The following is a 22,681-nucleotide window of genomic DNA, read 5'->3' as shown; positions in this document are numbered from 1 at the left end:
CGAACCCCCAGTGCCCCGCGAGCGCCTCGCTCGTTCGCAGCCTGTGGCAGCGGCTACAAAGGCCGGTCAGACCTTCGGTGGCCCGGGATAACCGCAATGGGCCCAGGACTCGGGCCGGGTGTACCAAGCCATCATCACCAGTTGCAGCAACGAGGCATGGCCCATGCGCAGCAAGGCCAGGAAGCTGTTTTCCCAGCGGCTGAGGAAATTGCGGATGTCATCCGCGCTGGCGTTTTCCCAACTGCCCCAGATCCCCGTCAGCGGGCCGCGGGTGACCGCCATGCCCAGTACATCGAACAGCTGCTGGGTGAGCTTGAACATCTCGGTCGACAGGTGATTGAGGGCGTTGTCCAGGTTGGCCAGGGTGCCTTCGATGGCGGCGGGCATCTTGTCCGCCGGTACGGCGCCTTCGAGCATCACCGGGATCAGCGCCCGCAGGAACGGCAGGTCATTGCTGCGCAGCATGGTGAAACCGCTGGCGGGCGTGCTGGCGGAGCAACCGCTGAGGCTGGCGCCGAGCCCGGCAGTGGCCAGGAAAGCGCTGGCGCAGAGGCCGATTTTCAGCAGGCCGCGCCGTGACAGCGCGGGTGTTTCAGACAGGCTAGGGGTCATTGTTGTTATTACCCGGCGTTGTACTGGTTAACGAATGAACAGCTTCTGGATGAGCTTCTGGATCGATTTGCCATACGGCGGGTAGATCAGGCGGGCGGCGTTGAACCGCTGCTTGATGAACACCCCCTTGGCCTTGCTGAAGGTCAGGAAGCCTTCATGCCCGTGGTAGTGGCCCATGCCGGAAGGGCCGATGCCGCCGAACGGCAGGTCGTCCTGGGCCACATGCAGCAGGGTGTCGTTGAGGCACACGCCGCCGGAGTGGGTTTCGTTGAGCACCCGTTGCTGCTCGGCCTTGTCGTAGCCGAAGTAGTACAGCGCCAGCGGGCGCGGACGCTGGGTGATATAGGCGAAGGCCTGGTCCAGGGTCCGGTAGGGCACGATGGGCAGGATCGGGCCGAAGATCTCGTCCTGCATCACGGTCATGTCATCGCTGACATTGAGCAGCAGGCTGTGGCCCAGGCGGCGTTCCTGGCTCTGCTCGAACAGGGGCACCAGCAGCGCGCCCTTGCTGGTGGCGTCGCTCAGGTAACCGTTGAGCCGCGCCAACTGGCGCTGGTTGATGATGGCGGTGTAGTCGGGGTTGTCTGCCAGGGTCGGGAAAAAACCGCGCACCACCTGTCGATAGGCTTCGACAAAGGCGCCGACGCGCTCTTCCGGTACCAGTACGTAGTCCGGGGCGACGCAGGTCTGCCCGGCGTTGAGGGTCTTGCCGAAGGCGATGCGTTCGGCAGCGTCCTTGAGGGGCACGGTGCTGGAGACGATGGCCGGGGATTTGCCGCCCAGTTCCAGGGTCACCGGGGTCAGGTTTTCCGCGGCGGCGCGCATCACGTGCTTGCCGATGCTGGTGGCGCCGGTGAACAGCAGGTGGTCAAAGCGCAGCTTGGAAAACGCCATGCCCACCTCGGCCTCGCCCAGCACCACGCACACCAGGTCCTCGGGGAAGACCCGGGCCAGCAGTTGCTTGAGCAGTTGCCCGGTGGCGGGTGTGGACTCACTGAGCTTGAGCATCACTCGGTTGCCGGCGGCCAGCGCCCCCACCAGCGGGCCCATGCACAGGTACAGCGGGTAGTTCCACGGCACTATGATCCCGACCACCCCCAGGGGCTGGTAGACCACCTTGGCCGAGGCCGGCTGGAAGGCCAGGCCCACGGCGCGGCGGGACGGCTTCATCCATTTCTTCAGGTGTTTGCTGGCGTAGTGGATGCCGTGCAGGCTGGGCATCAGCTCGGCCAGCAGGGTTTCGTCGGCGCTGCGGTTGCTGAAGTCCTGGCTGATGGCATCGATCAGGGCCTGGCGCTCGTTGCTAAGCAGCTCCTGCAGTGCCTTCAGCCATTGCTGGCGTTGCGCTGCGGGGGGCATCGGGTTGGCGGCAAAGGCCCGGCGCTGGGCTTCGAACAGCTCAAGCAGCTCGTCCTGTTGCTGAAGGGAATCCTGCAGGTAAGCGATTTCGGCAGACATGGACGGGCTCCGTCTTTGTAAGGTGGCTAGTTTTTTAGAGCTTATGCTCTAAAATGTCAATTGCCCTCCTGCGCCGGTGGCGATTTATCCCCGGGGGGATAGAACGTAAGATGCACGCCAGCCTTCTGATTAAAGCCCACGCCCATGGCCCCACGCATAAAAACCCGCGAACGCATCGTCCAGTTCAGCCTCGAACTCTTCAACCAGCAGGGCGAGCGTAACGTCAGCACCAACCATATTGCGGCGCACATGGAGATTTCCCCGGGCAACCTGTACTACCACTTCCCCAACAAGCAGGCGATCATCGCCGTGCTGTTTGCCGAGTACGAAAGCCTGGTGGACAGCTTCCTTCGACCGCCCCCCGGGCGCGCGGTCACCGTGCAAGACAAGCGCTACTACCTGCAGGCTCTGCTGGCGGCCATGTGGCGCTATCGCTTCCTGCACCGCGACCTGGAGCACCTGCTGGACAGCGACCCCGAGCTGGCTGCGCGCTACCGACGTTTTTCCCAGCGCTGCCTGATCCAGGGCATGGCCATCTACGGGCGTTTCGTCGACGCCGGGATCGTCGCCATGGACAAGGTGCAGATCGAATCCCTGACCCTCAATGCCTGGATCATCCTCACCTCCTGGGTGCGTTTTCTGTGCACGACCCGGGAAAACTCCACGCACCTGAGCGAAGAAGCCATCAAGCGTGGGGTGTACCAGGTGCTGGTGCTGGAGGCCGGTTTCGTCACCGACCAGGCCCGGGAAGCGGTCAACGGCCTGTTCGAAGAGTTTTATGTGCCCTTGGCCCAAGCCCTGGAAGAAGTGCAGTAGGATCAACCTCCAACTTATTCACAGGAGCCCGCCATGCCCCTCGCGCAGTTGATCAGCCCGCTTGCCCTGGACCAGAAGAAACAGCAGCCCGGCCTGGTGATTCTGGATTGTCGCTTTGCTCTGGAAGACCCGGATTACGGCCAGCGCAGTTACGCCGACGGGCATATCGCCGGGGCGCATTTCGCGGACCTGAACCGGGATCTGAGCGCGCCGGTGATCAAGGGCGTGACCGGTCGGCATCCGTTGCCGGAGCCCGCGCAGTTGGTGGCGCGCCTGCAGGCCTGGGGCATCGATAACGACAGCGAGATCGTGCTCTACGACGACGGCCCCGGTTCCTACGCCGCTCGTGCCTGGTGGTTGCTGGCCTGGCTGGGCAAGCGTGATGGCGTTTTCATTCTCGATGGCGGCCTGAAAGCCTGGCACGCCGCTGGCTTGCCGCTGAGCCTGGATGCCCCGGAAAACGCGCCGGGGCAGTTCGTCGGGCACCCTGATCACAGCCTGCTGCTGGATGCCGAGCACCTGGGCAAGCGCCTGGGCCAGACGGACCTGACCCTGCTGGATGCCCGTGGCCTGCCGCGCTTTCGTGGCGAAGTGGAACCCATCGACCCGGTGGCCGGGCATATTCCCGGGGCGCAATGCGCGGCGTTCACCGACAACCTGGGGGAGGATGGGCGCTTTCTACCGGCCGATCAGCTCAAGCAGCGTTTCGCGCAGAAACTGGCCGGGCGTGACCCGCAGCAACTGGTGGCCTATTGCGGTTCTGGCGTCACCGCCTGCCACAACCTGTTTGCCCTGAGCCTGGCCGGCTACCCCCTGGGGCGGCTGTATGCCGGTTCGTGGAGCGAGTGGATCACCGATGCGCAGCGGCCTGTCGCCACCGGTGACTGACGGCCTTTACCCGCGGCCCCTTCGCTGGCAAGCCAGCTCCTACGGCCCGCAGGCCCCCGCGAACCTGTAGGAGCGAGCTTGCTCGCGAAAGCCGCACCGCCCTACTGCAGAACGGCACTGCGATAAGCCGCCGGCGCTACCCCATACACCTGCTTGAACTGCCGACTGAGGTGACTCTGGTCGGCAAACCCCAATTGTGTCGCCACTTCCAGGGGCAGGCAGCCGTCACGCAGCAAGGCCCGGGCCTTGGCGATGCGCTGTTGCATCAACCAGGTGTGGGGCGGAATCCCCGTAGCCCGGCGAAACACCCGGGCGAAATGGAACGGTGACAGGTTCACCGCTGCTGCCAGTTCCTCCAATGAAGGCGGCGCCGCCAGCTGCGAGCGCAGCAACTCCTTGGCCTGGACGATGGCCCGGTGTTCCTGCCCGGGTTCACCTGGTGCCCGCACTCCGGCGTGCCGTTGCAACAGCAACAGCAGCATTTCTCGCCATTGGGTCTGTTGTTGCAGGGCCGTGGCCGGGCTTTCCAGCAGGTGGTGCAGGCGGGCAAAACCCTGTACCAGGTCCGGATCGCGGTACAAGGTGGCGCCGAAGGCCGGCAGGCTGCCGCTGGGCAGTTCCAGTTCATCCAGCAGGCCGAATATCTGCTGGTTCTCCGGGTAGAAGGCGCGGTACAGCCAGCCGTCTTCCACGCCCTTGGCCCCGGTGTGCAGCTCGTCCGGGTTGATCAGCACCAGGGTGCCGCTGCCCGCCAAATGCTCGGCTCCGCGATAGCGGTAGCGCTGGGCACCGGCCATGATCATGCCGATCACATAGCCCTCATGCACATGGGGCACGAAACGCTGCTCGATGTAACGCGCGGCCAGCAACTCGACCCCGGCCAGGGGCGCACTCTGCCAGAAGCGGATCGATTCCCGGGCTGGCTTATCCATGGCGATCCAGGCCAGCCAACCACTGCGGGATCCGCCGCTCCAGGTAATAGCCGGGGTGTTTCAGGCTGCCGTCGACAAAACCCACATGGCCACCCTTGGCCTGCAGCTCGAACTGGGTGCTGGCGGATAGCTCGCTGGCTTCGGGCAGGCTGTGACGGAATACGAAGGGGTCGTCCGCGGCCTGGATGATCAGGGTCGGGGTGCGGATTTGCCCCAGGAAATAGCGGCTGGAGGCGCGGCGGTAATAGTCCTGGGCATCGGCAAAGCCGTGCAGCGGCGCGGTGACCCGGCCGTCGAAGTCCCAGAAGGTGCGCATCTTGGTCAGCGGCCCCAGTTGCGCCAGGGTGGCCAGGCCTTCGTGGCGGCCGTCGTGCTGGAACTGGCGCTGCTTGTCCTTGATGTAGGCCAGCATCTCGCGCATGAAGTGCGCCTGGTAGACCTTGGAAAAACCCTGGCCTATGCGATCGGCGCACTGGTCCAGGCGAAACGGCACCGACACCGCCGTGGCGCCTTGCAACGGGCTGTCGCTGCCGCTTTCCCCTAGGTATTTGAGCAGCACATTGCCCCCCAGGGAGTAGCCCACCGCATAGAGCGGCGCCTGGGGGCGCTTGGCCCGCAGGTGAGCGATGGCTGCAGCCAGGTCTTCGCTGGCCCCGGAGTGGTAGCTGCGGGGCAGCAGGTTGGGCTCGCCGGAACAGCCGCGCCAGTTTAGCGCCGCGCTGGCCCAGCCCCGGGTTGCCAGGGCCTGCTGCAGGCCGGCCACGTAAGGCGAGTTGGAAGAACCGGTCAAACCATGCAGCACCAGCACCAGGGGCGCGTCGGCGCTATGGGGGCCGTGCCAGTCCAGGTCGAGAAAGTCGCCGTCGTCCAGCCACAAGCGTTCGCGCTGGCGCTCAAGATGAGTGGTCGGGCGCCACAGCGGGCCCCACAGGGTCTGTAGGTGCGGGTTGCCAAGGCCGAAGGCGGGGGTGAAGCGATCAGGCGAGTCGGGCACGGGGAGGGTCTCGATGCAGCGGCGCGCAGCCCGGGCGGGCTGCGTACCTTGTTCCGGTCGGCTTGAGAGCCTGACTACGATCTGCTGCGCGGCTCGGGCCTGAGCGTTGCTCGCGAGGTCGTGATCAGGTTCTAGGCGACGTTGTCTGCCATACGTTGCCACAACGAGTAATACACCTGCCCGGATTTTTGTTCACGGTGCAGGCGCCAGCTTCCGGGGAGCCCCAGGGTCGATGGCGCGGTTTCGCTTTCGGTGTAGATCCAGGCGTCGTCCGCCAGCCAGCCGCACTCTTCCAGCAGGGCGCAGGCGGCGGGCAGCAGGTTCTGATTGAACGGCGGGTCGAGGAAGGCCAGGTCGAACGGCGTGGCCGGCTGGGTTTCCAGGTAGCGCAGGGCGTCGGCGGTCTGGGCCTGGCCGACGGTGCAGCGCAGGGTCCCCAGGTGCTCGCGCAGGCTGGAAATGGCCACGCTGCTGCTGTCCAGGGCCAGGCCCGTGGCGGCGCCACGGGACAGGGCTTCGAGGAACACCGCACCGCTGCCGGCGAACAGGTCGATGACCTTGGCCCCGGCCACATAGGGGGCCAACCAGTTGAACAGGGTTTCACGCACCCGGTCCGGGGTCGGGCGCAGCCCCGGCAGGTCGGGGAAGCTCAGCTTGCGGCTGCGCCATTCGCCGCCAATGATGCGCAACTGGCCCACGCCATTGTGCTGGTTGTGGACGGGTTTCTTGCTGGGACGGGCTGGACGGGCCATTAATGCTCCGGAACCCCGAGCGGCTGCTCGGCGGGTTTGTCAGTGGGAGGCGGCAACGGCTTTTGCGCGACGGTGGGGCCGGCGCTGACGATGACCATCTTGTCGACATTCAGGTGCTTGTTCATGGCGGCCTTGACCTGCTCCACCGTCAGCTCCTGGGATTGACGCATGAAGTCTTCCAGGTAGCTCAACGGCAGGTTGTAGAAACCCATGGCGCCCAGCTGGCCGACGATATCGGCGTTGCTGGCGGTGGACAGCGGGAAGCTGCCAGCCAGTTCACGCTTGGCGTCGTCCAGTTCTTTCTGGGTCGGGCCGTTCTTCAGGTACTCGGCGAACACGTCCTGCACCAGCTTCAGGGTGCCTTCGCTCATTTCCGCGCGGGTCTGCAGGTTGATCATGAACGGGCCGCGGGCCTGCATCGGGGTGAAACCCGAGTAGACGCCGTAGGTCAGGCCGCGCTTCTCGCGCACTTCGCTCATCAGCCGGGTGCCGAAGCCGCCGCCGCCGAGAATCTGGTTGCCCAGGGAGACAGCGGCGTAGTCCGGGTCGTCACGGTCGATGCCCAGTTGCGCCAGCATCAGGCTGGTCTGGCTCGACGGGAACTCGATATGGCCGATGCTGGCCTTGGGTTCGGCAGGTTGCTCGATCTTCGCCAGCGCCGGGCCTTTTGGCAGGGCGGCGGAGACTTGTGCGGCAATCGCCTCGGCATCGCTGCGGGACAGGTCGCCGACCAGGGCGATCACCACGTTGCCTGCGGCATAGGCCTTGGCGTGGAAAGCCTTGAGCTGGGCCAGGGTGATCGGCGGGATGCTCTTGGCATCGCCGTCGCTGGCATGGGCGTAAGGGTGGGTGCCATACAGGCGCTTCATCAGCTCCAGGCTGGCCAGCTTGCCGGGGTTCTGCTTCTGGTATTCGAAGCCGGCGAGCATCTGGTTCTTGATCCGCGCCAGGGAGTCGGCGGGGAAGGTCGGCTTGCCCACCACTTCGGCGAACAGCTTCAGCGCCGGTTCGCGTTTATCCACAGCGCTCAGGCTGCGCAGCGAGGCCACGGCCATGTCCTTGTAGGCGCCGTTGCCGAAATCCGCACCCAGGCCTTCGAAGCCCTGGGCGATGGCGCCTACATCCTTGCCGGCCACGCCTTCGTTGAGCATGGCGTTGGTCAACAGGGCCACGCCCGGCGCGTTGCCGTCCTGGCTGCTGCCGGCGGCGAAGATCAGGCGCAGGTCGAACATCGGCAGCTCGCGGGCTTCGACGAACAGCACCTTGGCGCCTTCGGCGGTGCTCCAGGTCTGCACATTGAGGTTGCGGTGGCTGGGGGCCTTGCCATCCAGCTCGGCCAGGGATTGGAGCTTCTGGCTGGTCTTGGCGTTGTCCAGGGCCTGGCTGGCATTGGATTCGCCGGAACGCGACAGGTACAGGCCGCCGGCGGTGAGCAGGGCCACCAGGGCCAGGCCCAGCAGGACCGGCGAGGCATTCTTGCGCTTACTCATGAGCGGACTCCTCAGGCAGTACATGGGCCACGCTCATACGTTCCCGAGTGAAATAGGTGCGGGCGGCCTTCTGGATGTCTTCCGGGGTCACGCTTTGCAGTTCCGCAAGCTCGGTGTCCATCAGCTTCCACGACAGGCCGACGGTTTCCAGCTGGCCGATGGCGGTGGCCTGGCTGGTGATGGAGTCACGTTCGTAGACCAGCCCGGCGATCACCTGGGCTCGCACCCGCTCCAGTTCCTCGGCGGATGGCGGGGTGGTCTTCAACTGGTCCAGCAGGCGCCACAGCCCGGCTTCGGCCTGGGCGATGGTTTTCTTCTTCTGGCTGTTGGGGGTGGCCGAAAGCATGAACAGGCTGTCGCCCCGGGTGTAGGCGTCGTAGCTGGTGGAGCCGCCGGACAGCAGCTCTTCGCCGCGCTCCAGCTGGGTCGGGATGCGAGCGCTGTAGCCGCCGTCCAGCAGGGCCGCGGCCAGGCGCAGGGCGTTCACCGCGCGTTTGTCCTCGGCGGTGGCGATGCTCGGCACGTTGAAGGCCAGCATCAGGCTCGGCAGTTGGGTCTTGACGTGCAAGGTGATCAGGCGCTCGCCGGGCTCGGCCAGCTCCATGGGGATCTTCGCCGGTGGCACGTCACGCTTGGGGATCGCGCCGAAGTAGCGTTGGGCCAGGGTTTTCACCTCGTCCGGGGTGACGTCGCCGACTACCACCAGGGTGGCATTGTTCGGCACGTACCAGGCCTGGTACCAGTGGCGCAGTTCCTCGACCTTCATCCGGTTCAGGTCGGCCATCCAGCCGATGGTCGGCGTGTGGTAGCCGCTGGCCGGGTAGGCCATGGCCTTGAAGCGCTCGTAGGCCTTGGACATCGGCTTGTCGTCGGTGCGCAGGCGGCGCTCTTCCTTGATGACCTCGATTTCGCGGCTGAACTCGTCGGCCGGCAGGCGCAGGCTGGCCATGCGGTCGGCTTCCAGCTCCAGGGCCACGCCCAGGCGGTCGCGGGCCAGGACCTGGTAATAGGCCGTGAAGTCGTCGCTGGTGAAGGCGTTCTCTTCGGCGCCCAGGTCCCGCAGGATCAGGGAGGCCTCGCCGGGGCCGACTTTCTCGCTGCCCTTGAACATCATGTGTTCCAGGGCGTGGGACAAACCGGTCTGGCCCGGGGTTTCGTAGCTGGAGCCGACCTTGTACCAGACCTGGGACACCACCACCGGCGCGCGATGATCTTCGCGGACCACGACCTTGAGGCCGTTGTCGAGGGTGAATTCATGGGTGGGTTGAGGGTCGGCAGCCAGGGCTGCAAGGGGCAGACAAACTGTGCTGAGCAGCAGGCCTGCGGCGCGGCGGGCTAGAGCATTCATTCGTTTTTAAACCTGTTGGGCTGCCCGCTTGGTCTTAGCCTGTGCGGGCGAGGAGGTGCTAGGATACTGATCCGTTTTACTGGCGGCCACGCCTATCAGGTCTTCGCGGATCAGCATGTACTTGAGCAGGTTGTATGAGTTACCGGCAAGAAGCCCTGATTTACCAGCTAGACTTCGACTTTTCGCCGATTTTGCCGTTCCAGTCCTTTAGTAAAATCGCTCCTTGAAGTGCTTTTGGGCATTTCGACAACATGTTGCGCGTGAACAAGCTGGATGAAACACAGTCTGTTCTGCATCGAATATTTATTTACCGAGGCGCCCAGTGGCGCATCGCTACCTTGAGATAGCCGTCTCCATGTTTGGTTCCAACGACGACAAAAAGACCCCAGCCGCGGCTGGCGAGAAGAAAGGCCTGTTCGGATGGCTGCGCAAAAAGCCGCAGGAACCCGTCGTCGAACAGCCGCAAGTGCCTGCCGAGCCGGCACCGACCCCGGTCATCGAACCTGCCGCCAGCGTAGCCTCGGCCGAGCCGGTGGTGCTGCCAATGGCCGAGCTGGTGCTGCAACCGCACATCGCGCCTGAACCGGCGGCCCCCGCGGCGCCCGACCTACCGCTGGCGCCAAGCGCCGAGCACAAGCCCTGGTTGACCCTGCCGGTGGCGGAAGAACCCGTGGCCCTGGTGGAAGACGCCCAGGCCGAGCATGTGGCTCCGCCGATTCCGGCTGTTGCCGTGCACCCTGAGCCGGTGGTCGAAGCCCCGGTGGTTAGCCCGGCTCCCGTGGTCGAGGTGCAAGCCCCGGTTGCCCCGGTATTCGTCGCCCCTGAACCTGTTGCTCCTGCTCCTGCTCCTGCTCCTGCTCCTGCTCCTGCTCCTGCTCCTGCTCCTGCTCCTGTAGCCGAGCCGGTTGTGGCGGCGGCAGAGCCCGAGCCTGTGACCGAGCCCGTCCGTCCCGCCGAAGAGAGCAAGATCGGCTTCTTCGCTCGCCTCAAGCAGGGTCTGTCCAAGACCAGCGCCAGCATTGGCGAAGGCATGGCCAGCCTGTTCCTGGGCAAGAAGGCCATCGATGACGAATTGCTGGAAGACCTGGAAACCCGCCTGCTGACCGCAGACGTCGGGGTTGAGGCGACTTCGGTGATCATCCAGAACCTGACCCAGAAGGTGGCACGCAAGCAGCTCACCGACTCCGATGCGCTGTATGCCTCGCTGCAGGCCGAACTCACCAGCATGCTCAAGCCGGTGGAACAACCACTGCAGATCGTCGCCCAGAACAAGCCGTTCGTGATCCTGGTGGTGGGCGTCAACGGCGCCGGCAAGACCACCACCATCGGCAAGCTGGCGAAGAAGCTGCAGTTGGAAGGCAAGAAAGTCATGCTGGCCGCCGGCGACACCTTCCGCGCCGCGGCAGTGGAGCAGCTGCAAGTCTGGGGCGAGCGCAACAAGATCCCGGTCATCGCCCAGCACACCGGTGCCGATTCGGCCTCGGTGATCTTCGATGCGGTGCAAGCGGCCAAGGCCCGTGGCATTGACGTGCTGATCGCCGACACGGCGGGGCGCCTGCACACCAAAGACAACCTGATGGAAGAGCTGAAGAAAGTCCGTCGGGTCATCGGCAAGCTCGATGCCGACGCCCCCCACGAGGTGCTGCTGGTGCTGGACGCCGGTACCGGCCAGAACGCCATCAACCAGGCCAAGCAGTTCAACCAGACGGTGCAGTTGTCCGGCCTGGCCCTGACCAAGCTCGACGGTACCGCCAAGGGGGGAGTGATCTTCGCCCTGGCCAAGCAGTTCGGCCTGCCGATCCGTTATATCGGCGTCGGTGAAGGCATCGACGACTTGCGTACCTTTGAAGCCGAACCCTTTGTCCAGGCACTGTTTGCCGAGCGGGAGCGTTCATGATTCGTTTCGAACAGGTCGGTAAGCGCTACCCCAACGGTCACGTTGGCCTGCATGAGCTGAGCTTTCGCGTGCGTCGCGGCGAATTCCTGTTTGTCACCGGCCATTCCGGCGCCGGTAAGAGCACCTTGCTGCGCCTGCTGCTGGCCATGGAGCGTCCCACCACCGGCAAGCTGCTGCTGGCCGGGCAGGACCTGGGGCAGATCAGCAATGCGCAGATCCCGTTCCTGCGGCGGCAGATCGGCGTGGTGTTCCAGAACCACCAGTTGCTGTTCGACCGCACCGTATTCAACAACGTCGCCCTGCCGCTGCAGATCCTCGGCCTGTCCAAGGCGGAAATCGCCAAGCGGGTGGACTCGGCCCTGGAGCGCGTAGCGCTGTCGGACAAGACCGATCTGTACCCCGGCGACCTGTCCACCGGCCAGCAGCAGCGCGTGGGCATCGCCCGGGCCATCGTCCACCGCCCGGCTCTGCTGCTGGCGGACGAACCCACCGGTAACCTCGACCCGCGTCTTGCGGCGGAAATCATGGGCGTGTTCGAAGACATCAACCGCCTGGGCACCAGCGTGCTGATCGCCAGCCACGACCTGGCACTGATCGCCCGCATGCGCCACCGCATGCTGACCTTGCAACGCGGACGCTTGATCGGCGACGGGGAGGCCGGCGTATGAGTGCTACACGTACCCCTAAAGTGGCGGAGCGCGTAGCGCCCAAGGCTTCCGAAGCACCACCGCCGAAGAAAAAGCGTGACGAGGACGACGGCCCGGATTTCGGCACCCTGCTACACGCCTGGATCGAAAGCCATCGCGCCAGCCTGCTGGACAGCCTGCGGCGCCTGGGCAAACAGCCCATCGGCAGCTTCTTTACCTGCCTGGTGATGGCCGTGGCCTTGAGCCTGCCCATGGGCTTGTCGCTGTTGCTCAATAATGTCGAGCGCCTGGGCGGTTCCTGGCAGCGCGCGGCGCAGATCTCGCTGTACCTGGATCTGGGGGCTTCTGCTACCGAGGGCGAGAAGCTCAGTGAAGAGATCAAGGGCCTGCCCGGTGTGGCGGATGCCGAGTTCATCAGCAAGGAAAAGGCCCTGGAGGAGTTCCAGCAGCAGTCCGGGCTGGGCGAGGCCTTGCGCGAACTGCCCCATAACCCGCTGCCGGGTGTAGTGCTGGTCACACCGAACGAAGTGGACAAGGCGACCCTGGAAGCCCTGCGCCAGCGGTTGTCGGAAATGCCCAAGGTGCAACTGGCGCAACTGGACCTGGTATGGGTCGAGCGGCTGGCGGCGATCCTCAAGCTGGGGGACCGCTTTGTCTTCGGCCTGACGGTGCTGCTGGTTTCTGCATTACTTTTGGTGATAGGCAATACCATTCGTCTTCATATTGAAAACCGCCGCACCGAGATAGAAGTGATTAAACTCGTCGGCGGCACGGACAGTTATGTTCGTCGGCCCTTCCTCTATATGGGGGCGCTGTATGGTTTCGGCGCGGGGATCCTGTCCTGGGGTGTATTGGCGTTTGGCCTGAACTGGCTGAACGATGCGGTAATCGGTCTGGCTGGCTTGTATGGCAGCGATTTTGCCCTCGCGGGGGTGCCGGTTGCCGATGGTCTGTCGCTCTTGCTAGGGGCGGTGCTGTTGGGTTATATCGGTGCGTGGATTGCGGTGGCCCGTCACCTGAGGGAACTGGCACCGAAGTAATATCTTTTTGCTTGTATTGACCTTTCAGCATTTTTGGGAACTTGTTTCGCGGTTTCCGGTCAATTTTCGCAGTGCTGAACGGCACGAGTTATGTGAGTCGGAGGTTTTTTCGTATGACCACTTCTTTGCAACCTGCTTACGCATTGGTTCCAGGCGCAAACCTGGAGGCTTATGTGCACACGGTGAACAGCATTCCATTGCTGACACCCGAGCAGGAGCGTGAACTGGCCGAGAGTCTCTACTATGAGCAGGATCTTGAGGCGGCTCGGCAGATGGTGCTCGCCCACCTGCGTTTTGTCGTACATATCGCCCGTAGCTATTCCGGCTACGGGTTGGCCCAGGCTGACCTGATCCAGGAAGGCAACGTTGGCCTGATGAAAGCCGTGAAGCGCTTCAACCCTGAAATGGGTGTGCGCCTGGTGTCCTTTGCCGTGCACTGGATCAAGGCGGAAATTCACGAGTTCATCCTGCGTAACTGGCGGATTGTGAAGGTTGCTACCACCAAGGCGCAGCGCAAGCTGTTCTTCAACCTGCGCAGCCAGAAGAAGCGTCTGGCCTGGCTGAACAACGAAGAAGTTCACCGCGTGGCGGAAAGCCTGGGCGTGGAGCCTCGTGAAGTGCGGGAAATGGAAAGCCGGCTGACCGGCCAGGACATGGCGTTCGATCCGGCTGCGGAAGCGGACGACGACAGCGCCTTCCAGTCGCCAGCCAACTACCTGGAAGACCACCGCTACGACCCGGCGCTGCAACTTGAGGATGCCGACTGGAGCGACAACTCCACCAGCAACCTGCACGAAGCCCTGGAAGTGCTGGACGAACGCAGCCGTGACATCCTCTACCAGCGCTGGCTGGCCGAAGAGAAAGCCACGCTGCACGACCTGGCGCAGAAGTACAACGTTTCGGCCGAGCGGATTCGCCAGCTGGAAAAAAGCGCGATGAACAAGCTGAAACTGTCCATCGCCGCTTAAGCCTGAAGCATCATGTAAAACGCCCCGATTACCTCGGGGCGTTTTTGTTTGTGCGGTTGGCGTAGGAGCCGGCTTGCCGGCGAATCCCCAGCCCAGCACCCATCTCGAACATGCTCAAGAAGAACCGGCGCAAAGCCAAATCCGGGTTACTCCGCCCAGGGCGCCCTGCGCGACTCGTTCAGCCGATTCAAGTAATCGGCTCCACCCAACTGGCTCATCTGCCGCCGAACCCAGCCCGCCCGCTGCATCACATAAGTGCTGGGACGTGCTGCGCTCCACACCCTTGGATTGGGCAGGACAGCGGCTAGCAGGCTGGCTTGCTGGCGTGACAGATTGGCCGCGCTGACGCCGAAGTGATGGCGCGCCGCGGCTTCTGCCCCGAACACCCCTTCATCCCATTCGACACTGTTGAGGTAGACCTCAAGAATCCGCTGCTTGGGCCAGAACACTTCGATCAGCGCGGTGAACCAGGCTTCCAGTCCCTTGCGCAGGTAGCTGCGGCCGGACCACAGGAACAGGTTTTTCGACACTTGCTGGCTCAGGGTACTGGCGCCACGGATCGAGCCGCCCCTTTCGTTGTGGATCAACGCTGCCTGGATTGCATCGATATCGAAGCCCCAGTGCTCGGGGAATTTCTGGTCTTCGCCGGCAATCACCGCCACCTTGAGGTTGTCGGATATTTCATCCCAAGGCTTCCAGGTGCGCTGCAGGTCGATGGGGTCGTTGTCGACCCAGGACTCGATCTTGCGCTCTACCATCAGGGCGGTGCCCGGTGGCGGTACGAAACGCAACAGCAGCACCAGCAGGACGCTGCCGACCATGAACCACATCAAGGCTTTTACAAGACGACGAAACAGATAACGCAGCATAGAGATGGCTTGGCCGAACCCGTTGAGCGCGCCATTATACAGACCCTTTGTGCTGAATCTGACTGGAGTTCCTCATGTTGCGTGGCTTCCTGATGCTGGCCGCCTTCTTCGGTTTCACCGGGGTTGCCCTTGGCGCTTTCGCCGCCCACGGTCTTAAAAACCGCCTGAGCACGGACTACCTGGCTATTTTTCATACAGGTGTTACCTATCAACTGGTGCATGCCCTGGCGTTGTTCGGCGTCGCCTTGCTGGCGGCTCATATTCCCGGGCGGCTGGTGACCTGGGCCGGCGCTGCCTTCACCCTGGGCATCCTGCTGTTCTCCGGTAGCCTGTACCTGCTGACCCTGACTGGCACCAGCAAGCTGGGGATCATCACCCCCTTCGGCGGTGTGGCCTTCCTGGTCGGCTGGTTCCTGCTGGGGCTTGCCGCCTGGCGCCTGCAAGTCGCCGGCTGACGCTTGTAGCTGACCTTTAGGTCATGATCGGGCTAGAATGCTGGCCCCTAAAAATGATGGCGGCCTTGGCATGCGCATTCAGTTGAACGGTGAATCCTTTGAACTGCCCGACGGCTCGACCGTTGCGGCCCTGCTGAGCCATCTGGAACTCACCGGACGGCGGATCGCGGTGGAACTCAACCTGGATATCGTTCCGCGCAGCCAGCACGCCGAAACCGCCCTCAACGAAGGTGACCAGGTTGAAGTGGTCCACGCCATCGGCGGCGGCTAGTCACTGGCTTCAATAGCGCTGCTGTCCATCTGCGCAGCGCCCTGGCCCGGCTCCGGGCCCTCTCATGGACGACATGCTTTCACCGGCCCCGGATCGAGGGTCACCAGCGCCCCGGGCCTGATAAAGAATTCTGCAAGAACCTCACCCCAACAGAGGATTTCCGATGAGCAACGTTCGTAGTGACAAGCCTTTCGTCCTGGCCGGTCGGACGTACCAGTCGCGTTTGCTGGTAGGCACCGGCAAGTACCGCGACATGGAAGAAACCCGCCTGGCCATCGAGGCCTCGGGTGCCGAGATCGTGACCGTTGCCGTGCGCCGGACCAATATCGGCCAGAACCCGGGCGAACCGAACCTGCTGGATATCCTGCCGCCGGATCGCTACACCATCCTGCCCAACACCGCCGGCTGCTATGACGCGGTCGAGGCCGTGCGCACCTGCCGCCTGGCCCGTGAGCTGCTCGATGGCCACAACCTGGTGAAGCTGGAAGTCCTGGCCGACCAGAAGACCCTGTTCCCCAACGTGCTGGAAACCCTCAAGGCCGCCGAAGTGCTGGTCAAGGAAGGTTTCGACGTGATGGTCTACACCAGCGACGACCCGATCATCGCCCGCCAGCTGGCGGAAATGGGCTGCATCGCGGTCATGCCGCTGGCCGGCCTGATTGGCACCGGGCTGGGGATCTGCAACCCGTACAACCTGCAGATCATCCTTGAAGAAGCCAAGGTTCCGGTACTGGTGGATGCCGGTGTCGGTACCGCTTCCGACGCCACCATCGCCATGGAACTGGGGTGTGAGGCGGTGCTGATGAACTCGGCCATCGCCCACGCGCAGCAGCCGGTGATGATGGCCGAAGCCATGAAACACGCAATTGTCGCGGGCCGCCTGGCGTACCTCGCCGGTCGCATGCCGAAGAAACTCTATGCCAGCGCCTCTTCGCCGCTGGATGGTCTGATCAAGTAAGAGCCATTGATGACTGAATCAAACGACACGCCAATCCAGCCGGAAGCCGGCGACGAGCGCCAACACCGCCGCATCAAGAGTTTCGTGATGCGCGCCGGGCGCATGACCGAAGGCCAGCAACGCGGCCTGGACCAGGGCGCGCCGCTGTACGTGCTGCCCTTGGCCGACGCACCGGTGGATTACGACCAGGTGTTCGGCCGTTCGGCACCACGCTCCCTGGAAATCGGCTTCGGCATGGGTCACTCGCTGCTGGAAATGGCGGCGGCGGCTCCGGAACAGGATTTCATCGGCGTTGAGGTTCACCGCCCGGGTGTCGGCGCGCTGCTCAATGGCGTGCTGACCCAGGGCCTGACCAACCTGCGGGTCTACGATTGCGACGCCATCGAGGTGCTCAACCGCTGCATCGCCGACAACAGCCTGGACCGGCTGATGCTGTTCTTCCCCGATCCGTGGCACAAGAGCCGGCACCACAAGCGCCGCATCGTCCAGGCTTCCTTCGCCGAGCTGGTGCGCAGCAAGCTCAAGGTTGGCGGCATTCTGCACATGGCCACCGACTGGGAGCCCTATGCCGAATACATGCTGGAGGTGATGAACGTCGCCCCGGGTTATCGCAACCTGGCCGAAGACGGCAAGTGTGTACCGCGCCCGGCCGAACGCCCGATCACCAAGTTCGAGCGTCGCGGCGAGCGCCTGGGCCACGGCGTGTGGGATTTGAAGTTCGAAAAGCTCGCCTGAGCCCCGCGGACACGCTGCTGTAGGAGCTGCCGGGCGGCGTTCCGCTTGCCAGCGAAGAGGCCTTCAAGGTCGCCTTCGCCAACCAGCTGGCTCCTACAGGGCTTTGATGAAGCCGACCGGCACCTGGTCGGTCAGCCACACCCCATTCTCTGCCTGATAGAAGGTGAAACCCTGGGCCTGCATGGCCTGGGCGTCGATCTGCAGGATCACCACCTTGCCATAGCGCTGGCCCACGGCCCGGGCGGTGTCGATTTCCTGGGACAGGTGCACGTGGTGCCGTGAACCCGGGATCAGCCCCTTTTCGTTGATCGAATCCATGAAGCGCGTGGCGGTGCCGTGGAAGAGCACGGCGGGCGGTTGCTTTGCCTCAAGCTGCAATTGCACGGCCTTGTTGGAATGCCCCTGAACGGCACGAATCCGCCGGCTGTCAGCCGAGAGGGCGAAGCGCTTCTTGTCGTTGCCTTCGACCACCAGCTCGATCAGTTCCCGGCTCAGTTGCCGGCCGTTCTTGGCCGCACCGCTGATCAGCGCGTCGATATCGCCCCAGCCTTCGCTGTCCAGTTCCAGGCCGATGGCCTGGGGCTCGTGGCGCAGCACATAGCTGAGGAACTTACTGGTGTCCTCGATGACTTTCTTGCTCATGTTCTTCCTTGATAACGGGGGCAGCCGTTGGATTGCGTTCGCCGGCTTGGTGTAGGAGCCGGCTTGCCGGCGAAGGGGCCCTGCGAATTAACGACGATCAGCGACCACGCCAATCAGCACCAGCACCACCAACAGCACTGGCGCCAGGCTGTAGTTGTTGAACTGGCTCAGGCCGCGGACGATCCACGGTGTGGCGTAGATCAGCGCCAGGCCGCTGCCGACCATGCACAGCAGGGCCATCAGCGGCACCCGCAGGGCGCCGGCGATGCCGCCCAGGCGCTGTTCGACCCAGCCCTTGATGTCCGCGCCGAACAGCACCAGCAGGCAGCCCACCAGTGCCAGGGCGATTTCCGAGAGGTTGCTGCGACTCCAGCGGGACACGGTGGCGAGCAGGTCGAGTACCAGATCCATGTGATTTCCTTAGATCAGAAAGTATTGCAGCAGGTCATTGAGAAAAAGTTGCCCGCGGGCCGTGGCCGCCAGGCGTGACGGTTCGACCTGCAACAAGCCGCTTTGTTCGGCCTGGCGCCGACCTTCGGCGAGGCTGACCAGGTCCAGGCCGGTGCGTTGGGCGAACAGCGCAGCGTCCACGCCATCGGTGAGGCGCAGGGCGTTCATCAGGAACTCGAACGGCAGCTCTTCGTTGCCCAGGGCCTTCTCGCCCGCCTTGAACTGCTTGGCCGGGTTCAGGTAGTCCTTGGGCAGGCGGGTCTTCCAGGTGCGCAGGATGCGCCCGTCCGGGTGGCTGAGTTTGCCGTGGGCACCGGCGCCGATCCCGATGAAGTCGCCAAAGCTCCAGTAGTTCAGGTTGTGCCGCGCCGCGCGCCCGGGCTGGGCGTAGGCCGAGACTTCGTACTGGGCATAGCCGTGCTCGGCCAGCAGGGCCTGGCCGGCTTCCTGGATGTCCCACAGGGTGTCGTCTTCCGGCAGTACCGGTGGCTGGTTCCAGAACACCGTGTTGGGCTCCAGGGTCAGCTGGTACCAGGACAGGTGGGTCGGCTTCATCGCAATGGCCTGGCGCAGGTCGCCCAGGGCATCGTCCAGGGACTGGTCCGGCAGGCCGTGCATCAGGTCCAGGTTGAAGTTGTCGAACCCGGCCTGGCGCGCCATGCCAGCGGCGCGAGTCGCTTCATCGCCGTTGTGGATGCGGCCCAGGGCCTTGAGCTTCTGTTCCTGGAAACTCTGGATGCCGATGGACAGGCGATTGATGCCCAGGGCGCGGTAGGCGGTGAATTTTTCCTGCTCGAAGGTCCCGGGGTTGGCTTCCAGGGTGATTTCGATGTCGGGGGCAAACCGGATGCGCTGTTCCACGCCCTTGAGCAGCCGACCCAGGGCCTGGGCGCTGAACAGGCTCGGGGTGCCGCCGCCGAAGAAGATCGAGCTCAGCTCGCGACCGTGCACGGCGTGCAGGTCCTGGTCGAGGTCGGCCAGCAGGGCGTCGACGTACTCCTCTTCCGGTAGCGTCGGGCTGGCCGCGTGGGAGTTGAAGTCGCAGTAGGGGCATTTGCGTACACACCACGGGATGTGGATGTACAGCGCCAGAGGCGGCAACTGGGGCAGCGCCGCCCGGGGCGTATGCGCGCCGCCGAGAATCAGCGGCGACGCGGAGGGCTCGTGGCTCATTTCAGGCCCAGGCGTTGCCGCAGAATGGCCATGGCGCGGGCGCGGTGGCTGAGCTGGTTTTTCTCCTCGGGGCCCAGTTCGGCGCTGGAGCAGTTGCGTTCCGGCACCCAGAACAGCGGGTCGTAGCCGAAGCCGTGCTCGCCGCTGGCGGCGGTAAGGATGCGCCCGTGCCACAGGCCTTCGCAGAGGATCGGCAGCGGATCGTCGGCGTGCCGTACCAGTGCCAGGACGCAGACGAACTGCGCACCGCGCTCGGCTTGCGGGACATCCTTGAGGGCTTCGAGCAGCTTGGCGTTGTTCGCCGAGTCGCCCTGGCCGTCGGCGTAGCGGGCCGAGTAGATGCCCGGGGCGCCACCGAGGAAGTCCACTGCCAGGCCGGAGTCGTCGGCCAGTGCCGGCAAGCCGGAAATGCGTGCGGCATTGCGCGCCTTGAGGATGGCGTTTTCGACGAACGACAGGCCGGTTTCTTCCGGCTCGACGCTGCTGAACTCGCCGATCGAGCGCAATTGCACCGAAGCGCCGAGCATGGCCTGGAGTTCTTTGAGTTTGCCGGCGTTATGGCTGGCCAGTACGAGTTGCGTGAGGTTCATTATTCGCCCGGGAATAGCTCTTGGTTGAAGCTGAAGCTGTTGGTGTCACCGCCAGTCTGCACATTGATGGTGAACGTACGGTTTTCCTGCTGCTCCACCGGGAACTGGGCGATGTAATAGATCGCGCCCTGCTCGGTGATCTGGCGGAATTTCAGCGGGATGCTCTTGCTGGTCAGGTCCTTGACCGTGCCACTGACCTGGCCGACCAGCGGCTTGCCGTCCTTGATCAGGGAAACGTTGATCACGCCCTGGTTCTTGCTGCGGACCAGCTCCGCCGCCCTGGCGATATCAGGCTGCAGGTAGGTGGAGTTGAAGGTGTTGTAGTGCACGGTGATGTCACCGAACACTTCCTGGCGTTCGCCCTTGATCGGGTCCGCCGCCAGGGCGCTGACGCTCAGGCAGGCAGCCAGTAGAAATGTAACCAGACGTCCCATGATGGTTCTCCTCGATGCAACGTGGTTTATACCGCGACCTTGTGATCTTGCAGGCCGGGACTGCTGACGCGGTAGATGCCGATCTCTCCTAAGAGATTAGGCCATAGCTTACTGGCCCACCCATGGCGGTGTTGTTGATCGACGGCAAGGCGGTTGATCACCCGGGCTTGCCGCTCGCGGCACAGTTCTTCGAAGTCCTCGAAGGTGCAGAAGTGGATGTTCGGCGTGTTGTACCAGGTGTACGGAAGGAACTCCGAGACCGGCATCCGCCCCTTGCTGGCCAGGTACCAGCGGCAGCGCCAGTGACCGAAATTGGGGAAGGTGATGATGCACTGGCGGCCGACCCGGAGCATTTCGTCGAGGATCTTGTCCGGGTAGTGCACGGCTTGCAGGGCCTGGGTCATGACCACGATGTCGAAGCTGTTGCTGGCAAAGTTGCCCAGGCCCTTGTCCAGGTCCTGCTCGATCACGTTGATGCCCTTGGCCACGCACTCGGCGATGTTGTCCGGGTCGTTTTCCAGGCCATAGCCGGTGACCTGCTTGTGCTCCTGCAGCCAGCTCAGCAGCTCGCCGTTACCGCAGCCCAGGTCGAGGACGCGGCTGCCGGCGGGGATCCATTCCTGGATGATTTCCAGATCGGCTCTCATCGTGTCCTCACAAGGTAATGCGGTTCATGTAGTGGCTGAACGCCTGCAGGTAGCGCGGGATCGGGATCAGGAAGGCGTCATGCCCCTGCGGTGCGTCGATCTCCAGGTAGCAGACGTCCTTGCGCGCGGCCATCAATGCATCCACCAGTTCCCGGGAGCGGGCCGGGGAGAAGCGCCAGTCGGTGGTGAAGGACATCACGCAGAACTTGGCGGTGGCATGGGCGAAGGTCTTGGCCAGGTCGTCGTCGCAGTTGGCCGCCGGGTCGAAGTAGTCCAGGGCCTTGGTCATCAGCAGGTAGGTGTTGGCATCGAAACGCCCGGAGAACTCCTCGCCCTGGTAGCGCAGGTAGCTTTCCACCTGGAACTCGACGCTGTGGAAGTCGTAGTTGAGCTTCTCGCTCTTGAGCCCACGGCCGAATTTCTCGCCCATGGAGTCGTCGGACAGGTAAGTGATATGGCCCACCATTCGCGCCAGCATCAGCCCGCGCTTGGGGATCACCCCCTGTTCCTGGAACGAGCCGCCGTGGAATTCCGGGTCGGTGAGGATCGCCTGGCGCGCCACTTCGTTGAAGGCGATGTTCTGCGCCGAGAGCTTGGGCGCCGAGGCGATGGCCAGGCAGTGCCGTACACGGTCCGGGTAGGTGATGGTCCATTGCAGGGCCTGCATGCCGCCGAGGCTGCCGCCGATCACCGCTGCCCACTGGTCGATGCCCAGGCGATCCGCCAGGCGCGCCTGGCTGTGTACCCAGTCTTCCACGGTAAGCACCGGGAAGTCGGCGCCGAATGGCTTGCCGGTGTCCGGGTTGAGGCTGCTGGGACCGGTGGAGCCGTTGCAACCGCCGAGGTTGTTGAGGCTGACCACGAAGAACCTATTGGTGTCGATCGGCTTGCCCGGGCCGATGCAGCTGTCCCACCAACCGGGCTTGCGGTCGTCGACGCTGTGGTAGCCGGCGGCGTGATGATGGCCGGACAGGGCGTGGCAGATCAGCACCGCGTTGCTGGCGCTGGCGTTGAGCTGACCGTAGGTTTCGTAGATCAGGTCGTAGGCCGGCAGCGCGCGCCCGCAGGCCAGGGCCAGGGGTTCGCTGAAGTGCGCTATTTGTGGCGTGACCAGACCAACAGAATCGGGGGGAAAGGCAGTTGGCATCGACCCTGCTCTCATTTAAATGAGGCGTAAGTCTAAAGACCGCTGCCCCCAGCGGCAAGCAAAGCCCGGGGCTGTGTTTCGTTGCGGGAAATGACGTGGGAGCTTCGCTGGCAAGCCAGCTCCTGCAGTGAACATGGCGCGCAGGAGCCGGCTTGCCGGCGAATCAGGCGGGGCGAGCCAGCCCCGGCAGGTCCGGCAGCTTCTTCGGCGCTTGCAGGCGCACCCGCTTCTGCCGGTTCAGTTCGCCGCTGACCAGGCTGACGTTGCTCTTGGGAATGCCAAAGGCCTTGGCCAGGAACGCCATCAGGTGCGCATTGGCCTTGCCTTCCACTGGTGGCGCGGTGAGGCGGATCTTCAACCGCTCGCCGTGCAGGCCAGCGAACTCGTCGCTGCTGGCCTTGGGTTGCAGGTGGCAATCGAGGATCAGATCGTCACCGTCCCAGCGGTAATAACTCATGCAGGCCGCCC

At 63.9% G+C, this 22,681-nt stretch carries 25 protein-coding genes and 1 pseudogene; 10 read left to right on the top strand and 16 right to left on the bottom strand.

The features are described 5' to 3' along the window. Positions 1 to 66: 66 nt before the first annotated feature. The gene (locus PFLCHA0_RS29025) at positions 67 to 612 is read right to left on the bottom strand and encodes a hypothetical protein (protein WP_011064040.1); all 546 of its coding nucleotides are present in this window, start codon (positions 610 to 612) and stop codon (positions 67 to 69) included. 27 nt (positions 613 to 639) lie between these two features. After that, on the bottom strand, positions 640 to 2,115 hold the full coding sequence (locus PFLCHA0_RS29020) for a coniferyl aldehyde dehydrogenase (RefSeq protein ID WP_259463990.1): 1,476 nt from the start codon (positions 2,113 to 2,115) through the stop codon (positions 640 to 642). A gap of 99 nt (positions 2,116 to 2,214) precedes the next feature. Here PFLCHA0_RS29020 and PFLCHA0_RS29015 point away from each other — a divergent pair, with 99 nt between their 5' ends. Together PFLCHA0_RS29015 and PFLCHA0_RS29010 are read left to right on the top strand one after the other, a co-directional pair. After that, positions 2,215 to 2,886, top strand: a complete 672-nt coding sequence (locus tag PFLCHA0_RS29015; protein ID WP_011064038.1) for a TetR/AcrR family transcriptional regulator — start codon at positions 2,215 to 2,217, stop codon at positions 2,884 to 2,886. A gap of 33 nt (positions 2,887 to 2,919) precedes the next feature. After that, on the top strand, positions 2,920 to 3,774 hold the full coding sequence (locus tag PFLCHA0_RS29010) for a sulfurtransferase (RefSeq protein ID WP_015637377.1): 855 nt from the start codon (positions 2,920 to 2,922) through the stop codon (positions 3,772 to 3,774). A 101-nt stretch (positions 3,775 to 3,875) separates the two neighbouring features. On the opposite strand, the gene PFLCHA0_RS29005 is transcribed toward PFLCHA0_RS29010, so the two are convergent. The 5 genes from PFLCHA0_RS29005 to PFLCHA0_RS28985 all read right to left on the bottom strand — a co-directional run bounded on the left by PFLCHA0_RS29005 (position 3,876) and on the right by PFLCHA0_RS28985 (position 9,290). Further along, positions 3,876 to 4,706, bottom strand: coding sequence for an AraC family transcriptional regulator (locus PFLCHA0_RS29005; RefSeq protein WP_011064036.1), 831 nt, complete (start codon positions 4,704 to 4,706; stop codon positions 3,876 to 3,878). Continuing rightward, positions 4,699 to 5,700 carry a hydrolase gene (locus PFLCHA0_RS29000; RefSeq protein ID WP_019095297.1) on the bottom strand — a complete coding sequence of 334 codons (1,002 nt, stop codon included), beginning with the start codon at positions 5,698 to 5,700 and terminating at the stop codon, positions 4,699 to 4,701. Before PFLCHA0_RS29000 ends, PFLCHA0_RS29005 begins: the two co-directional genes overlap by 8 nt. Before the next feature lie 131 nt (positions 5,701 to 5,831). After that, entirely contained in the window at positions 5,832 to 6,452 is a 621-nt protein-coding gene (gene rsmD, locus PFLCHA0_RS28995) for a 16S rRNA (guanine(966)-N(2))-methyltransferase RsmD (protein ID WP_015637375.1), read from the bottom strand. After that, positions 6,452 to 7,942: a M16 family metallopeptidase gene (locus tag PFLCHA0_RS28990; protein WP_011064033.1), complete on the bottom strand. Its 1,491-nt coding sequence runs from the start codon at positions 7,940 to 7,942 to the stop codon at positions 6,452 to 6,454. Before PFLCHA0_RS28990 ends, rsmD begins: the two co-directional genes overlap by 1 nt. After that, the gene (locus PFLCHA0_RS28985) at positions 7,935 to 9,290 is read right to left on the bottom strand and encodes a M16 family metallopeptidase (RefSeq protein ID WP_011064032.1); all 1,356 of its coding nucleotides are present in this window, start codon (positions 9,288 to 9,290) and stop codon (positions 7,935 to 7,937) included. Before PFLCHA0_RS28985 ends, PFLCHA0_RS28990 begins: the two co-directional genes overlap by 8 nt. Positions 9,291 to 9,899: 609 nt before the next feature. On the opposite strand from PFLCHA0_RS28985, the pseudogene ftsY reads away from it, so the two are divergent. The 4 genes and pseudogenes from ftsY to rpoH all read left to right on the top strand — a co-directional run. Continuing rightward, positions 9,900 to 11,187: pseudogene (gene ftsY / locus PFLCHA0_RS28980) on the top strand (signal recognition particle-docking protein FtsY); the annotation flags it as partial. Next, positions 11,184 to 11,855 (top strand): cell division ATP-binding protein FtsE, encoded by a 672-nt coding sequence (gene ftsE, locus PFLCHA0_RS28975; protein WP_011064030.1) that lies wholly within the window; start codon positions 11,184 to 11,186, stop codon positions 11,853 to 11,855. The pseudogene ftsY and the gene ftsE, both read left to right, overlap by 4 nt. After that, positions 11,852 to 12,874: a permease-like cell division protein FtsX gene (gene ftsX / locus PFLCHA0_RS28970; RefSeq protein ID WP_015637373.1), complete on the top strand. Its 1,023-nt coding sequence runs from the start codon at positions 11,852 to 11,854 to the stop codon at positions 12,872 to 12,874. The genes ftsE and ftsX overlap by 4 nt, the downstream gene beginning before the upstream one ends. 113 nt (positions 12,875 to 12,987) lie before the next feature. Continuing rightward, positions 12,988 to 13,842 carry an RNA polymerase sigma factor RpoH gene (gene rpoH / locus PFLCHA0_RS28965; RefSeq protein ID WP_011064028.1) on the top strand — a complete coding sequence of 285 codons (855 nt, stop codon included), beginning with the start codon at positions 12,988 to 12,990 and terminating at the stop codon, positions 13,840 to 13,842. 146 nt (positions 13,843 to 13,988) lie between these two features. On the opposite strand, the gene mtgA is transcribed toward rpoH, so the two are convergent. Beyond that, positions 13,989 to 14,711 carry a monofunctional biosynthetic peptidoglycan transglycosylase gene (mtgA, locus tag PFLCHA0_RS28960; RefSeq protein WP_011064027.1) on the bottom strand — a complete coding sequence of 241 codons (723 nt, stop codon included), beginning with the start codon at positions 14,709 to 14,711 and terminating at the stop codon, positions 13,989 to 13,991. 74 nt (positions 14,712 to 14,785) lie between these two features. Here mtgA and PFLCHA0_RS28955 point away from each other — a divergent pair, with 74 nt between their 5' ends. The 4 genes from PFLCHA0_RS28955 to trmB all read left to right on the top strand — a co-directional run bounded on the left by PFLCHA0_RS28955 (position 14,786) and on the right by trmB (position 17,130). After that, positions 14,786 to 15,166, top strand: coding sequence for a DUF423 domain-containing protein (locus PFLCHA0_RS28955; RefSeq protein ID WP_011064026.1), 381 nt, complete (start codon positions 14,786 to 14,788; stop codon positions 15,164 to 15,166). A gap of 70 nt (positions 15,167 to 15,236) precedes the next feature. Next, entirely contained in the window at positions 15,237 to 15,437 is a 201-nt protein-coding gene (gene thiS / locus PFLCHA0_RS28950) for a sulfur carrier protein ThiS (protein ID WP_011064025.1), read from the top strand. Positions 15,438 to 15,600: 163 nt separating this feature from the next. After that, positions 15,601 to 16,395, top strand: a complete 795-nt coding sequence (locus PFLCHA0_RS28945; RefSeq protein ID WP_011064024.1) for a thiazole synthase — start codon at positions 15,601 to 15,603, stop codon at positions 16,393 to 16,395. 9 nt (positions 16,396 to 16,404) lie between these two features. Beyond that, a complete protein-coding gene (trmB, locus tag PFLCHA0_RS28940) occupies positions 16,405 to 17,130 on the top strand; it encodes a tRNA (guanosine(46)-N7)-methyltransferase TrmB (protein WP_011064023.1) in 726 nt (241 codons plus the stop codon). Positions 17,131 to 17,223: 93 nt separating this feature from the next. Here the strand turns inward: trmB and PFLCHA0_RS28935 are convergent, their stop codons facing one another. The 8 genes from PFLCHA0_RS28935 to PFLCHA0_RS28900 form a co-directional block, all read right to left on the bottom strand. Continuing rightward, the gene (locus PFLCHA0_RS28935; protein ID WP_011064022.1) at positions 17,224 to 17,772 is read right to left on the bottom strand and encodes an RNA 2'-phosphotransferase; all 549 of its coding nucleotides are present in this window, start codon (positions 17,770 to 17,772) and stop codon (positions 17,224 to 17,226) included. Between the two features lie 87 nt (positions 17,773 to 17,859). Further along, complete coding sequence (locus PFLCHA0_RS28930; protein WP_011064021.1) at positions 17,860 to 18,183, bottom strand: DUF3392 domain-containing protein; 324 nt, start codon at positions 18,181 to 18,183, stop codon at positions 17,860 to 17,862. Between the two features lie 9 nt (positions 18,184 to 18,192). Further along, positions 18,193 to 19,395 (bottom strand): radical SAM family heme chaperone HemW, encoded by a 1,203-nt coding sequence (gene hemW, locus PFLCHA0_RS28925; protein WP_015637372.1) that lies wholly within the window; start codon positions 19,393 to 19,395, stop codon positions 18,193 to 18,195. Next, entirely contained in the window at positions 19,392 to 19,988 is a 597-nt protein-coding gene (rdgB, locus tag PFLCHA0_RS28920) for an RdgB/HAM1 family non-canonical purine NTP pyrophosphatase (RefSeq protein WP_041752666.1), read from the bottom strand. Before rdgB ends, hemW begins: the two co-directional genes overlap by 4 nt. After that, positions 19,985 to 20,419: a DUF4426 domain-containing protein gene (locus PFLCHA0_RS28915; RefSeq protein ID WP_011064018.1), complete on the bottom strand. Its 435-nt coding sequence runs from the start codon at positions 20,417 to 20,419 to the stop codon at positions 19,985 to 19,987. Before PFLCHA0_RS28915 ends, rdgB begins: the two co-directional genes overlap by 4 nt. Before the next feature lie 26 nt (positions 20,420 to 20,445). Then, on the bottom strand, positions 20,446 to 21,066 hold the full coding sequence (gene metW / locus PFLCHA0_RS28910) for a methionine biosynthesis protein MetW (protein ID WP_011064017.1): 621 nt from the start codon (positions 21,064 to 21,066) through the stop codon (positions 20,446 to 20,448). Positions 21,067 to 21,073: 7 nt separating this feature from the next. Beyond that, a complete protein-coding gene (gene metX / locus PFLCHA0_RS28905) occupies positions 21,074 to 22,213 on the bottom strand; it encodes a homoserine O-succinyltransferase MetX (RefSeq protein WP_041752663.1) in 1,140 nt (379 codons plus the stop codon). Between the two features lie 163 nt (positions 22,214 to 22,376). Next, the gene (locus tag PFLCHA0_RS28900; RefSeq protein WP_011064015.1) at positions 22,377 to 22,670 is read right to left on the bottom strand and encodes a DUF167 domain-containing protein; all 294 of its coding nucleotides are present in this window, start codon (positions 22,668 to 22,670) and stop codon (positions 22,377 to 22,379) included. Positions 22,671 to 22,681: the final 11 nt, after the last annotated feature.

The organism is Pseudomonas protegens CHA0 (genome assembly GCF_000397205.1).
Lineage (GTDB): Bacteria > Pseudomonadota > Gammaproteobacteria > Pseudomonadales > Pseudomonadaceae > Aquipseudomonas > Aquipseudomonas protegens.
This window is presented reverse-complemented; position numbering and strand designations above follow the sequence as displayed.